11 protein-coding genes are annotated in these 13,446 nt (G+C 72.2%); 4 read left to right on the top strand and 7 right to left on the bottom strand.

What is annotated here, in order from left to right; all coding sequences use genetic code 11:
• Positions 1-70: 70 nt before the first annotated feature.
• The 6 genes from ACZ5WC_RS17245 to ACZ5WC_RS17220 form a co-directional block, all read right to left on the bottom strand.
• Positions 71-781 carry a helix-turn-helix transcriptional regulator gene (locus tag ACZ5WC_RS17245; protein ID WP_468541567.1) on the bottom strand — a complete coding sequence of 237 codons (711 nt, stop codon included), beginning with the start codon at positions 779-781 and terminating at the stop codon, positions 71-73.
• 270 nt (positions 782-1,051) lie between these two features.
• Positions 1,052-3,028 carry an outer membrane protein assembly factor BamB family protein gene (locus tag ACZ5WC_RS17240; protein ID WP_468541566.1) on the bottom strand — a complete coding sequence of 659 codons (1,977 nt, stop codon included), beginning with the start codon at positions 3,026-3,028 and terminating at the stop codon, positions 1,052-1,054.
• 103 nt (positions 3,029-3,131) lie between these two features.
• Entirely contained in the window at positions 3,132-5,039 is a 1,908-nt protein-coding gene (locus ACZ5WC_RS17235) for an outer membrane protein assembly factor BamB family protein (RefSeq protein WP_468541565.1), read from the bottom strand.
• Between the two features lie 234 nt (positions 5,040-5,273).
• On the bottom strand, positions 5,274-6,881 hold the full coding sequence (locus tag ACZ5WC_RS17230; RefSeq protein WP_468541564.1) for an outer membrane protein assembly factor BamB family protein: 1,608 nt from the start codon (positions 6,879-6,881) through the stop codon (positions 5,274-5,276).
• A 54-nt stretch (positions 6,882-6,935) separates the two neighbouring features.
• Positions 6,936-8,576 carry an outer membrane protein assembly factor BamB family protein gene (locus ACZ5WC_RS17225; protein WP_468541563.1) on the bottom strand — a complete coding sequence of 547 codons (1,641 nt, stop codon included), beginning with the start codon at positions 8,574-8,576 and terminating at the stop codon, positions 6,936-6,938.
• Positions 8,577-8,703: 127 nt separating this feature from the next.
• On the bottom strand, positions 8,704-10,524 hold the full coding sequence (locus ACZ5WC_RS17220) for an ABC-F family ATP-binding cassette domain-containing protein (RefSeq protein ID WP_468541562.1): 1,821 nt from the start codon (positions 10,522-10,524) through the stop codon (positions 8,704-8,706).
• Between the two features lie 118 nt (positions 10,525-10,642).
• Between ACZ5WC_RS17220 and ACZ5WC_RS17215 the strand changes: the two genes are divergently transcribed.
• The 4 genes from ACZ5WC_RS17215 to ACZ5WC_RS17200 all read left to right on the top strand — a co-directional run bounded on the left by ACZ5WC_RS17215 (position 10,643) and on the right by ACZ5WC_RS17200 (position 11,989).
• Positions 10,643-10,954, top strand: a complete 312-nt coding sequence (locus ACZ5WC_RS17215; RefSeq protein WP_468541561.1) for a response regulator — start codon at positions 10,643-10,645, stop codon at positions 10,952-10,954.
• A complete protein-coding gene (locus ACZ5WC_RS17210) occupies positions 10,929-11,090 on the top strand; it encodes a hypothetical protein (protein ID WP_468541560.1) in 162 nt (53 codons plus the stop codon). Before ACZ5WC_RS17215 ends, ACZ5WC_RS17210 begins: the two co-directional genes overlap by 26 nt.
• 210 nt (positions 11,091-11,300) lie before the next feature.
• On the top strand, positions 11,301-11,546 hold the full coding sequence (locus ACZ5WC_RS17205) for a hypothetical protein (protein WP_468541559.1): 246 nt from the start codon (positions 11,301-11,303) through the stop codon (positions 11,544-11,546).
• Positions 11,547-11,575: 29 nt separating this feature from the next.
• The gene (locus tag ACZ5WC_RS17200) at positions 11,576-11,989 is read left to right on the top strand and encodes a hypothetical protein (RefSeq protein ID WP_468541558.1); all 414 of its coding nucleotides are present in this window, start codon (positions 11,576-11,578) and stop codon (positions 11,987-11,989) included.
• 91 nt (positions 11,990-12,080) lie between these two features.
• On the opposite strand, the gene ACZ5WC_RS17195 is transcribed toward ACZ5WC_RS17200, so the two are convergent.
• Positions 12,081-13,415, bottom strand: a complete 1,335-nt coding sequence (locus tag ACZ5WC_RS17195) for an acyltransferase family protein (protein WP_468541557.1) — start codon at positions 13,413-13,415, stop codon at positions 12,081-12,083.
• Between the last annotated feature and the right edge of the window lie 31 nt (positions 13,416-13,446).

Raw genomic sequence — 13,446 nt, 5'->3', positions numbered from 1 at the left:
TCAATGGTCCGGAGGTCCACCGAGGTCGCGCTCGGCGGGGCGCGGCGGTCTCGGATCAAGGGCCCCTACGTCACCCGTCCCGTCCGGGGGCGCACGGCCCCTGCGGCGCGTAGCCGTTGCCCGCCGCCCGCTCCAGCAGGCCCGTACGGGCCGCGAGGGCGGCCGCCTCCAGCCGGGAGCCGACCCCCAGCTTCATCAGGACCCGCTGGACATGGGTGCGGGCGGTGCTCGGGGCGATGTCCATCCCGGCCGCGATCAGCCGGGTGTCCTCGCCATCGGCGACCCGCACCAGGACCTCCGCCTCGCGCGGGGTGAGCATCCGCAGCAGCCGCCGCCCCTCGTCGTCGGGCTGCTCCGCGGGGTTGAGCAGCTCGGCGAAGGCACCCCGCAGCAGCTGGGGGGCGATGGCGCTCTCCCCCGCCCGCGCCTTGAGCATGGCCCGCTCGACACCCTCGATGCGCTCGTCGTGCCGGACGTACCCGGCGGCCCCGGCGGCGAACGCGGCGGCGATCCCGCGCGGGCTGGGCACCGGCCCGAGGACCACCACCGCCACCTGCGGGCGCTCCTGGCCGATCCGCGCGATCGGGTCGAAGACGCCCGGGGCGGCGGGCGAGGCCGTACCGAAGAGGCAGACCTCCGGGGCCCGGCTGACCACCAGCTCCGCTGCCCCGGACGTGGGAGCGGCGGCGGCGATCACCCGGTGCCCGCGCAGTTTCAGCGCCGAGGCGAGTGCCTCGGCGAGCAGTCGGTGATCGTCGACCACCATGAGCCGCACGCCCATCGATCAAGCCCCCAAGTGCCCTTTTACGCCCCGGTCGGCGGCCCCCCGGCCTCCTGACCCGGCAAGCTACACGCTTGTTCGGCGTTGCGCGGCCCTTACCGGGGAGAAGCCCCCCAGAATGCCGAATTCTGCGCTATTCGGGGCTCGTTGACCGACTTCCGGCGATCACCGCGGGGCGGAAAACGATCGGCCCCGCCGGTCGGTGATCGACCGGCGGGGCCTTGATCGGTGCGCCGCGCCCTCAGGAACGGCCGCGGGAGGGACGGGAGATCACTCCGCGCGGAAGGCGAGCACGAGGTAGAGCTTCCGGTCGAGGTCGCTGCCGCTGCGCTCGCTGATGAGCATCCTGGACTTGAAGAGCCGGCCCTGGGAGTAGAGGACCTCGGAGTGGTCGGTGGTGAACCGGCTCTCCGCGGACCGGACCGCCTCGTCGCTCGGGTTCTCCATCAGCAGCGTCTGCTTGAAGGTCTCGCCGTCGATGGAGACGATCTGGCCGCCCTTGTCGTACGGGGGCTCCTTGTACGCGATGATGTCGGTGCCGTCCATCCGGAGCGGGATCAGGGTGTAGTTGTCACCGGCGTCCGCGCGGCCGCCCAGCAGCTTGCCGGTCTTCAGGTCGAAGGCGACGATCTCGTTGGTCTTGCCGTACTCCCCGGTGCCGTCGTGCTCCTCGGTCGGCAGGTAGAGCCTGTTGTTGCCGACGGCCATGTGCTGGCAGCTCTCGACGTCGGTGGCGCCGCAGCGCGCCGCGTACAGGTCCGCGTCGGCGGAGATGCGCACGATCAGCTTGCCGGTCGCCGCGTCGATGGAGAAGAAGTCGGAGATGCTGCTGCCGTCACCGGCGGTGTCGCCGACGTCGGCCGCGACCACCAGCGGCTTGGTGGAGACGATGGACGCGTAGTCGACGCCCTCGGGCATCTGGTACGAGGACAGCGGCGCACCGGTCGTCGGGTTCAGCGCCTGGATGGTGAGCTGCGGGCTGTCGTACGAGCCGCACTTGCGGACCACCGCGAGGGCCTCGCCGCCCGCGTAGCCGGTGTCGTAGCAGCCGTCCGCGCCGACCTTCGGCTTCCAGAGCTCGGCGCCGTTGTCCAGCTTGAAGGCCGCGCCGCCGCGGGTGCCGCCTGCGGCGACGGTGGTCCCGCTGATGGTCACCTCATCGAAGCGGATCTCCTTGTCACCGCCGGTGGCGGCCGTGATGCCCTTGCTCCACAGCATCTTGCCGGTGTTCAGATCGATGACACCGACCTGGTTGCAGGAGGGGTACTTGTTCTCCTTGGTGGCCTTGGACTCCTCGAAGACGATGGCCGTCTTGTAGTCCTTGCTCATGTGCCGGGACGCGGCGCAGACCTCGCCCGCCAGCGGCAGGGTCCAGAGCTTGGTCCCCTTGTCCGGGTCGTAGGCGGTGACCTCGCTGACGCCGCTCTTGACGTACGCCTTGTCGGTGAGCCAGGAGCCCTTGACCGAGGTGACCTCGGTGACCTTCGGCTCGGGGACCTGGAAGGCGACCTTGGCCTTGGTGTTGGCGGGCGCCTTCTCGTCACCGCCCGCCAGGCCGCCGCCCTCGCCGCCCTTGCCTTCGCCGCCCTTGCCTTCGCCGCCCTTGCCCTCACTGCCGGACGAGGAGGCCTGGTTGTCGCCGCCGTCCTTGTCACCGCCGCCGGTGTTGGCGTAGATGAGGCCCCCGCCGATGATCAGCACCACGGCGACGGCCGCGGCGAGGATGATCTGCATCTGGGTGCTGAACTTCTTGCCGCCACCGCCACTGCCGTCGCCCGCGCCGGGCTGCGGGGCACCGTACATGGGCTGGGTCGGGTAGCCGTAGCCCTGCTGCGGCATCCCGGGGTGACCGGGCTGACCGAGCTGACCGGGCTGACCGGGCTGACCGGGCTGACCGCCGAGGCCCTGCGGGTAGCCGTAGCCGGGCTGCGGGGGCTGGGGCTCCTGCGGGTAGCCGTAGCCGGGCTGCGGTGCGGGCGGGGTGGGGTAGCCGCCCTGCGGAGGCGGCTGCGGGGTGCCGTAGCCCCCGGCGGGCGGGGCCGGCGGCTGCTGCGGCTGCTTGGCGTACGGGTCCGCGGGCGGCGGGGTCGGCTCGCCGAACCCGCCGGGCGGCGGGTCCTGCGGCGCACCGAAACCACCGGCGGGCGGACCTGCGGGCGGCGCCGGGGGCGTGTTCGGCTGCGGCGGCTGGTTCGGTGTGTTCGAAGGCTCGTTGGGTGGCTGGGGCGGCTGGGGCGGCTGCGTCATGGCGTGCGTACCTCGGGAGAACAGGAGAAGCGGAAGGCGAATGGTGTGGGGGGCGCGTCCGGCCCGGAGGGGGCCGGACGCGTTCAGATGCCGTTGCGGGCCGTCACTTGCTGAACACCAGCAGCGTCGTCTGCTCCAGCTCTTCCTTGTCGTTGCCGGCGCTCACGCGCTCGCTGAAGATGAAGGAGCGGCCGCCCTCGTAGGCGACCTTGGCCGAGAAGAAACCGTTCTCGATCCGACCGGTCGACGTCGGGTGCTGAAGCAGCGTCTTGGGCTTGCCGCCGGTCGCCGCGAGCGTCACGACCGCCCCGCTCGCGTCGTACTTCGGCCGCATGTAGAGCACCAGCTCGCCGCCCTCCATGCGGAGCGGCTTCAGGACGCGCCCGGCCGGGGCCGGAGCCTCCCACTTGGGCTTGCCGGTGTTCAGGTCGAAGGCGATGACCTTGTTCGTCCGGGCGGACCCGCTGCCTTCGTCCTTCGTCGCCATGTAGAGGGTGTTGGCGTCGGCGGCGATGCCGCTGCACCCTTCGAGCTTCTTGCCGAAGACCGCGAAGCCGCTCCCGCAGTCGGCGGTGAGGGTGTCGCCCTTGGCGGGCGAGAGCTGGGAGCGGAGCTTGCCGCTGTCGGTGAGCGCGGCGATGGCCCACTGCTTCTTCTTGTCGTGGTCGAGCCTGACGACGATGGGGTCGACCGAGTAGACCTTGCTGATCTCCCAGCCGCGCGGCGGCTGGTACGTCCACTTGGGCTTGCCGCTGTCCGGGGCCAGCTCCTGGACCTGCTGCTGCGGGTTCTTGATGTCGTCGGTGCGGCAGTTGACCGCGGCGATGAGCTTCGGCCCGCCGGCGAACGCGTAGGGCTTGCAGTTGCCTTCGGGGGTGCCGAAGAGCTCCTTGCCGTCGCTGACGCGGTAGGCGTTGGAGTTGCCGGTGCGCCCGACGGCGACGGTGTCCCCGCTGATCGCCAGACCGATGTCCGAGAGGAAGTCCCAGGTGCCGTTCTTCTTGATCTCCTTCTTCCAGCCGGCCTTGCCGGTGTTGAGGTCGATCATCTGGAGGAGCGAGCACTTGGCCTTGTCCGTGGTGCCGTCCTTCACCCCGATGACGATCTTACCGTCGGTGGTGGGCGCGTTCGGCGTCGCGCACACGTCGGCGGGGAGCGGGAGGGTCCACTTCTGCTTGCCGTCGGCGACGGAGTAGGCCGAGACCCCCCGGTACATGGCCTTGACGACCAGGTCGCCGGTGAACCAGGGACCGTGGACGGAGGAGCCGTTGCGCGGCAGGTCGATGTCGTTCTTCTGGAGCCAGGCGACCTTGGCCTCGCCCGGCTTACGCCCGGCGTTGAGGTCGTCGCTCGCCTCCCGGCCGTCGCCGCTGCCGTCGCCCTCGTCGACCGTCGGGGACCCGCTGGGGGCCTTGGGGTCGACGGGCCCGGTGCTCTGGCCCGCCGCGGACTTCTTGTCGTCGTCGCCGCTGCCGCTCACCACGAACCAGACGCCCGCCCCGGCGGCCAGGACCACGGCGAGCGCCGCCGCGACCACGATGCCGGTCTTCCCCTTGAGGAACCCGCCGCCGGAGCCCGGACCGCCGGGAGCGGGGGCGCCGGGGTACTGCTGCTGCGGGTAGCCGTAGCCGGGCTGCGTCGGCTGGCCGTACGGACCGGGGGCCTGCTGGCCATACGGTCCGGGGGCTTCCTGGCCGTAGGGGCCGGGCTGCTGGCCGTACGGGCCCGGGGCCTGCTGGCCGTACGGTCCGGGCGCCTGGCCGGGCTGCTGCGGGTAGCCGTAGCCGGGCTGGCCGCCCGGGGGCGTCTGCGGATAGCCGTACGCCGGGGGTGCGCCAGGGGGCGGGGTCTGCGGCGGTCCGGCCGGGGGCTGCGGGGCTCCGGCCGGGGGCTGCGGCGGCTGGGCGGGCGGCAGGTCCTGGGGCGGTGGCGGCTGAGGAGTCCCCTGCGGCTGCTCCTGCGGAGCCCCGAAGCCTCCCTGCGGCGGTTGCTGGCTGGGCGGCTGGCTCATCAGCGCGTCCCCCTTCGTGCGGTCCGGTGGTCGATTCGGTCTCCCCCGCGATTCCGAGAGGGTCAATTCCCCTCGGAAAGGAGCGAATCGGTCATGGATTCCGCAGTGTTACGACAGTCGAGCGGGGCTTCTTTCTACCACCCGCCCGCCATCGAACACCGGATCGGTCCACCCCCTGTTCCCAAGGGAGAACCGCGTCGTGATGCCCTCGTTACGCCCCGGCCGGGGTGACGGTCAGTCACCGAAGCCGAGCATCACCACCTGCTCCTGCTCCTGCTCGTCGTCGGTCCGGCTGAGGAGCGGCTGCACGAGCACGGCCCGCCCGCCGGAGTAGGCGACCAGCGGCGGGGAGAAGGTGCGCTCGACCGTGGTCGCGGCGACCGGGTGCCGCAGCACCGGCTCCAGGTCCCCGCCGCCCGACGGGAGCGCGAGGATGCCGCCGCCCTTGCCCGTGCCCTCCTCCTTGGCCAGGGCCGGGCTCACGTACATCAGCAGTCGGCCGTCCTCGACCCTCAGGGGCATCAGGATCTGGCGGGCGGGGGCCTTGACCTTCCACTTCTGCTTGCCGGTCGCCAGGGCGAAGGCGGCGACGGCGTTGGAGATGCCGCCGTCGTCCGCGACGGCTTCGGTGGCGATGTAGAACGTGTCGTCATCGGCGGCGACGCCCTGGCAGGCGTCGAGATTCCGACCGCGGTCCGCCTCTTGGAACCCGCAGGTCGGGGCGTAGTTGTCGGCTGCGGGGCCGTTCAGCGCGCTGCGGCGGGTGCCGTCGTCGCCGAGGATCAGGATGCCCCACTTCTCCCTCCCCTGCCGCAGGGAGACCACCGGCGGGTCCACGGAGTAGAACTGGTCGACCTTCCAGCCCTTCTTGACCTTGTGCGACCACTGGATGCGGCCGGTGGCCGGGTCGATGCGCCGTACGTGCTGCACGGCGTGGTCGTCGGGCCCCTCCTCCTGGCAGCTGGTGGCGGCGAGCGGCACGGGGCCGCTGGTGAAGCCGAACGGCTGGCAGTTCCCGGGCAGTTCGTCCCACAGGTGCTTGCCGTCGCTGATCCGGAAGGCGTCGGTACGGCCGACGCGCCCGACGGTCAGGACATCGCCGTTGACGGCCATGTTGACCTCCGAGAGGCCGTCCCAGACGCCGATCCGCTCGAACCGGGCGCTCCAGCCCGCCTTGCCCGTCGCCAGGTCGACCATCTGGAGCCTGTCGCAGGTCGCGCCCTCCGAGGTGTCGCTTTCGAGCGCGAGGACGATCTTCCCGTCCGTGGTCGGCAGGGTGGGCGCGGCGCAGACGCTGGTCGCCAGGGGCAGGCTCCACTTCTCCGTCCCGTCGGCCACCGCATGGCCCGACAGCGTGCGGTACGCGGCCCTGGTCACGAGGTCCCCGGCGAACCACGGGCCGTACACCTCGGTCCCCCCGCCGGGCAGGTCCACTTCGTTCTTCTGGACGAAGAGAACCCGGCTGTCGCCCGGCTTGCGCTGCGCGTTGAGGTCGTCCGCCGTGGGGGCCCGGGTCACCGACCGTTCGCCCGGGGGGCCCGATTCCCCGGGAGCGGCGCTCTCCTTCGCGGCGGTCTCCTTCGCGGCGCTCTCCTTTGCGACAGGCTTCTTGTCGCCGGTGGGGCCACCGTCGCCCACGGCGAACCAGACACCGGCCCCGACGGCCAGCACCCCGGCGAGCACAGCGGCGACGAGCGCGGCGGCCCGCCCCCGGGAGCGTCCGCCGGGCCCGGGCGCCCGGGGCATCGGCATCGCGGGGTCTCCGTAGACCCCCGGCTGCGGCTCGTACGGGGCGCCGAACCCGCCTCGCCCTCCAGGGCTGCCCTGCGGCGGCTGCGACATCGGTTGCGGTCCCCTCGTTCTCACGTGCGGTCGTTCTGCGGCTGGAGGCGACGGTCAGTCGCCGAAGGCGATCATGGTCTTCAGCTCCAACTCCTCCTTGTCGGAGGGCCCGGTGACGTAGCCGTGCATGAGGAGGGAGCGCCCGTCGGCGTAGTGGACCAGGGGGTCGTAGAAGGTGCGCTCGGTCGCCGCGGCGGACGCCGGGTGCCGCAGCACCGGCTGGAGGGGTCCGCCCTGCGGCCCGAGCGCCATGATGCCGCCGCCCTTGCCCTTCACCCCGGCCGCGGGCGGGCTCAGGTACATCAGCACCTTGCCGCCCTCGACGCGCAACGGCAGCAGGGTCTGCGCGGCAGGCGCGTCGACCTTCCACTTCCGCTTGCCGGTGGTCCTGTCGAAGGCGACGACGGCGTTGGTCTTGTCGTCGCTGTCCTCCGGGGCCTTCGTGGCGAGGTAGAACGTGCTCGCGTCTGCCGCCGCCCCGATGCAGTGGTCCAGGTTCCCGCCATCGTTGCGCACGTCGCCGGCGCACCGGACGTCGTAGTCCTCGTTGCCCGCCTGGGGCTGGGCGCGGTAGGTGCCGTCGCTGTCGAGCATGACGATCGCCCACTCCTCCTCCGCATCGCCCCTGCGCACCGAGACGACCGGCGGGTCCACGGAGTAGAACTGGTCGACCTTCCAGCCCTTCTTGACCTTGTACGCCCACACGGTCCGGCCGGTGGCCGGGTCGATGCGCCGTACCTCTTCCTCGGCCGGGTCGATCGGCTGCTTGCGGCAGTCGACGGCGGCGAGCGGGACGGCACCGCTGGTGAGGCCGTACGGCTGGCAGCTGCCGCCGGGAAGCTTGCCCCACAGGTGCTTGCCGTCGCTGATCCGGTAGGCGTCGGTGAGGGTGGTCCGCCCCACCGTCACGACGTCTCCGTTGATGGCCATGACGATGTCGGAGAGCGCGTCCTGGGTTTCCGAGCGGTCGTACGAAGCGGTCCAGCCTGCCTTGCCGGTGGCCAGATCGATCATCTGGAGTCTGTTGCAGAACGACTGGTCCGTGGTGTCCGACATGAGTCCGATGACGATCTTCCCGTCGGCGGTCGGCCGTGTGGGTGCCGCGCAGACGTCGGAGGGCAGGCGCAGGCTCCACTCCTGCGCCCCGTCGGCCAGTGAATAGGCGGACGCGGTGCGGTACATGGCCTTGGCCACGGTGTCGCCGACGATCCAGGGACCGAGGGCGGAGTCGCCGCCCTCGGGCAGGTCCACGCCGTTCTTCTGGATCCAGCGGACGGGGGCCTCGCCCTCTTTGCGGCCCTTGTTGAGCTCCGGGGCTCCGGGGTCGGGCGTCGCCTTCCGGCTCGGCGGGGTGTCCGGCTCCTTCGGGGCGGCGCTCTCCGTGCCCTTGGCAACGGGCTTCCTGTCCGGTTCGTCGTCACCGCCGCCCACGACGAACCAGGCACCGGCCCCGACGACCAGCACCCCGGCGAGCACAGCGGCGACGAGCGCGGCGGCCCGGCCCCGGGACGGGCGGCCGGGTCCGCCGGGTCCGCCGGACGGCAGGGGGGCCGGCTGTGTCGGCGGCTGCGGATAGCCGTACGGGCCGGGAGGCGGCCCGTACTGCGCCGGGTCTCCGTACACACCCGGCTGTGGTTCGTACGGGGCGCCGAAGCCGCCCTGCTCACCCGGGCTGCCCTGCGGCGGCTGCGACATCGGTGTGGTTCCCCTCGAACATACGGTCCAGTCTCTGCTGTCCCGTTTCTACCACCCGGCCCACGAGCACCTGACACCCCACCAGCCCTTCCGGCCCCGCCGGCCCCACTGGCCCCGGCGGTGCCGGTCAGGCGTTCTCGGCCAGCTCCAGCCAGCGCATCTCCAGCTCGTCGCGCTCGGTGACAAGTTCGCGCAGTTCGGCGTCGAGCCCCGCGACCTTCTCGAAGTCGGTGGCGTTGTCCGCGATCTGCTTGTGCAGCGCGGTCTCGCGGGTGGAGAGCTTGTCGAGCTGCCGCTCGACCTTCTGCAGCTCCTTCTTCGCGGCGCGGGCCTCCTGCGCGGAGACGGCCGGGGCGGCCGCGGGGGCGGCGGACGTACGGGGTGCGGCAGCGGCGGAGGGGGTGGACTCCTCCTCCATCTTCTGCCTGCGCTCCAGGTACTCGTCGATTCCGCGCGGCAGCATCCGCAGGGCACGGTCCCCGAGGAGGGCCATGACCCGGTCGGTGGTGCGCTCGATGAAGAACCGGTCGTGGGAGATGACGACCATCGACCCGGGCCAGCCGTCGAGGAGGTCCTCCAGCTGGGTGAGGGTCTCGATGTCGAGGTCGTTGGTGGGCTCGTCGAGGAAGAGGACGTTGGGCTCGTCCATCAGCAGCCGCAGGATCTGGAGGCGGCGGCGCTCACCGCCGGAGAGGTCGCCGACGGGCGTCCACTGCTTCTCCTTGGTGAAGCCGAACTGCTCGCAGAGCTGCCCCGCGGTCATCTCGCGGCCCTTGCCGAGGTCGACCCGGTCGCGCACCTGCTGGACGGCCTCCAGGACGCGGAGGTTCGGGTTCAGCTCGTGCACCTCCTGGGAGAGGTAGGCGAGCCTGACGGTCTTGCCGACGACGATCTTCCCGGCGGCGGGCTGCTCGTCGCCCTGGGTGCGGGCGGCCTCGGCCAGGGCGCGCAGCAGGGAGGTCTTGCCCGCGCCGTTGACGCCGACCAGGCCGACGCGGTCGCCGGGGCCGAGCTGCCAGGTGAGGTGGGTGAGCAGGGTCTTGGGCCCGGCCTGGACGGTCACGTCCTCCAGGTCGAACACGGTCTTGCCGAGGCGGGCGTTGGCGAACTTCATGAGCTCGCTGGTGTCGCGCGGGGGCGGCACGTCGGCGATGAGCTCGTTGGCTGCCTCGATGCGGTAGCGCGGCTTGGAGGTACGGGCGGGGGCGCCGCGGCGCAGCCAGGCCAGCTCCTTGCGCATGAGGTTCTGCCGCTTGGACTCCTCGGTGGCCGCGATGCGTTCGCGCTCGGCGCGGGCGAAGACGTAGTCGCTGTAGCCGCCCTCGTACTCGTGGACGGTGCCGCGCTGGACGTCCCACATGCGGGTGCAGACCTGGTCCAGGAACCACCGGTCGTGGGTGACGCAGACGAGGGCGGAGCGGCGGGCGCGCAGATGTCCGGCCAGCCAGGAGATGCCCTCGACGTCGAGGTGGTTGGTGGGCTCGTCGAGGACGATCAGGTCCTGCTCGTCGATGAGGAGCTTGGCCAGGGCGATACGGCGGCGCTCGCCACCGGAGAGCGGGGCGATCACGGTGTCGAGCCCGTGCTCGAAGCCGGGCAGGGCGAGCCCGCCGAAGAGCCCGGTGAGCACGTCGCGGATCTTGGCGCTGCCCGCCCACTCGTGGTCGGCGAGATCGCCGATGACCTCCTGGCGGATGGTCTTCTCCGGGTCCAGGGAGTCGTGCTGGGTGAGGACGCCGAGGCGCAGTCCGCCGTTGTGGGTGACGCGGCCGGTGTCCGCCTCCTCCAGCTTGGCGAGCATCCGGATGAGAGTCGTCTTGCCGTCGCCGTTGCGGCCCACGACACCGATCCGGTCGCCCTCGGACACCCCGAGGGATACACCGTCGAGCAGGGCACGGGTGCCGTACACCTTGCTGACCTGCTCGACATTGACCAGATTGACGGCCATTTCACTCCTGTCCGGGGGATCGATCGACCTTCCCAGGGTACGGCGCGGCGGAGGGGGGCCGGTCGTGCGGCCTCGGGCCGGTCCGGGACCGCCCGGATGCCGGGATAGCCTCGTGTGGGTGCTTTTGCCGATGGGCGGGGGGAAATCTATGGGTTCGGTCCCGGTGACCGTTCTGGTGGTGGACGACGACGCGCTGGTACGCGACGGCCTGAGGCGCATCCTGGAGTCGGCCGACGACATCCGGGTGTCGGCGGTCTGCGGCCCCGGGGAGGCGTTGGAGCTGGCCCGTCGGCACCGGCCGGACGTGGCGCTGGTGGACATGCACATGCCCGGCGCGGACGGCATCGAGGGACGACGTCCTGCTGGTCGAGGTCACCAACGGCCCGCCGGCCGGCGGCGCACCCGTGACCGGTGCGCTCGGCCCCGGTGAGGGGCCGGGGCTCGGGCTGGTGGGGCTGCGGGAGCGCGCGGCGCTGCTGGGCGGTTCGCTGGAGGCGGGCCCGGCCGACGACGGCTTCCTGGTCAGGGCACGGCTGCCCCGGACCGCAACGGTCCACAGCGGCTGAGGGGACCGCTGCGGCCCCCCGACAACTGTCGGGGGCACTCCCCCGACAGCAGGACGAAAAAATCACATGAAAAGGGGCAGGCGCGCCACATCCTGCCAACGGTGCTTGCGGGCGTTCGGCGCGGTTCGTTACAACTCGACCCGCGCCGAACGGCGTTCACCCGACCGGGCGTCATCACTTCCCGAGCACCACCAGAAGGAAACACCTCACGTGCCTGTCTCGATACTCAGCCGCACCTCCCTCCGCCGTACGGCCGTCGCCGTCGCGGGCATGACCGCGACGAGCGTTCTCCTCACGGCGACCTCGGCGCAGGCAGCCCCGGCCGAGCTGCCCGCGAAGAAGGGCAAGACCTTCAAGAAGGGGATCATGGAGGTCTTCGAGGAGGCGGGCGGCGGCATCGGCGCCATCGCCGCCGAGATCCTCGGCATCGACGGCGTCGTCAAGAACTGCTGGTAGCCGGGTAGTCAGGAGAGAGGTTTCTGCCGATGACCGTCGTCGCGACCGTGCTGCGCTGGGCCTTCCTCGTGGCCGGAGCGGCCGTTCTGGCCGCCTTCCTCGTCAGCGCCTTCCGGGCCCGTATCGCCGGCACCCGCTTCGGTGAGCTGGTCGACGCACTGGAGAACCGGTGGTTCGCCCCGGGCCAGGTGTTCTTCGCCGTACTGGCGGGTCTCGCCGGGGCCTGGGCCGCGGGCTGGGCGGGCGGGGCCCGTCCGCCCCTCCTGGAGTCCGTACCGATCCTGTTCCCGCTGGGCATCGTCGCCGCGTTCGTCGTCCGCCGCACGGGCGGGGTCGAAGGCGGCAACGAGGGCGCGGGCCGGGACGGCAGGGCGTTCGTCGTGAAACTGCTCGCCCTGCTGGCCGCGCCGCTGCTCCTGGGCGGCGTGATGACGGGCTGGTGAGGGGGAGGCAGAGGGGCGAGGTCAGCCGGGGGCGGACGGCGAGTCACCCCGGGGGCCTCGCCGCCCAACCCCGTCACTACGGCCGCTACCACTACGGCCGCTGACCCCTGCCCGGCCCCCGCCCCGCCCGCTCCACCAGCAGCCAGCCGCACAGGGTCATCGCGACGGCCCCCGGGGCGCTGACCGGGATCGCGATCAGCAGGGCCGTGCGGCCCTCCAGCAGGCCGCCGAAGCCGACCATGGACAGGCCCAGCACGCCGAGCAGGCAGAGCGTCGCGCCCAGGGCCGCGAGGGGGCCGTGGCCTGCGGCGGGGGCGGTGGGGGCCGGGCGCTCGAAGGTGCGGAAGGCGGCGACGAGGCCGGCGGTCAGGGCCGCGGCGAGCACGATCCGCAGGGGGACCTGGGCCCACCAGGCGGCCGACGCGGGCTCGGGCAGCGGGGCGTCGAGGGCGAGCATCGCCCCGTACACCCCGAACATCGCCGTGAGGTGCCAGAGGAACGCGGTCATCGCCACTCCGTTGGCGGCCACCACCGTGCGCCAGGCCCGGGGGCGCTCCAGCAGGCGGGCGGCCGGGGCGCGGAGCAGTTCGACCGCGCCGACGAGCCAGAGGCCGTGGCAGAGCAGGGCGAGGGTGGGCGGGGCCATGTTGCTGACCTTCTCGCCGGGCATCCCGACCATGGACAGCGGGTACGGGCCGAACGCCACCAGCGCGGCGGCGGTGACCAGACCGCCACCGGCGAGCAGGGCGGGGCGGCGGAGGCGGAGGTGGCCGTCGGCGCGCAGGAACCCGAGCTGGTGCACCGCCAGCCAGACGAAGGCGAAGTTGAGGAACTCCACGTACGGGACTCCCGCCGCGAAGCGGAGGGCGTCCACAGCGGCGGCCGCCCCCGCCAGTGCGGCGAACGCCCCCCAGCCGTACCGCTCGTGCAGCCTCAGCAGCGGCGGGGTGAACGCGACCATCGCCAGGTAGATCCCGATGAACCACAGCGGCTGGGTCACCATCCGCAGGGTGACGCCGCTCAGCCCGCCGCCCCCGCCGAGGAGCTGGACCAGCAGCGCCGCCGCGCCCCACACCAGGACGAAGACCATGGTGGGGCGCAGCAGCCGCTGGAGCCGGGCCCGCAGGAACGCCGAGTAGACGGAGTCCGTCGAGCCGCCGGGGCGCTTGCGGAGCAGGGAGCGGTAGGACAGCGCGTGCGAGAAGCCGCCGACGAAGAAGAACACCGGCATGACCTGGAGCAGCCAGGTCAGCGGCTGGAGCGCCGGAACGACCGCCAGCAGGTTGCCCACCCCGTCCGGGGTGACGGCTGCCATCAGCCAGTGGCCGAGGACGACCGCGGCGAGCGAGGCGACCCTCAGCAGGTCGACGTAGCGGTCCCGGGTGGCGGGCGTCGCCCCGGCCAGTTCACGAACACTTGATCCCATGAGGGTACGGTCGCGTGCGCCGGCCGGGGTG

The organism is Streptomyces sp. NPDC033165 (assembly GCF_055577965.1).
The sequence above is the reverse complement of the archived record's forward strand: the minus strand, read 5'-3'. Positions and strand labels throughout refer to the sequence as shown.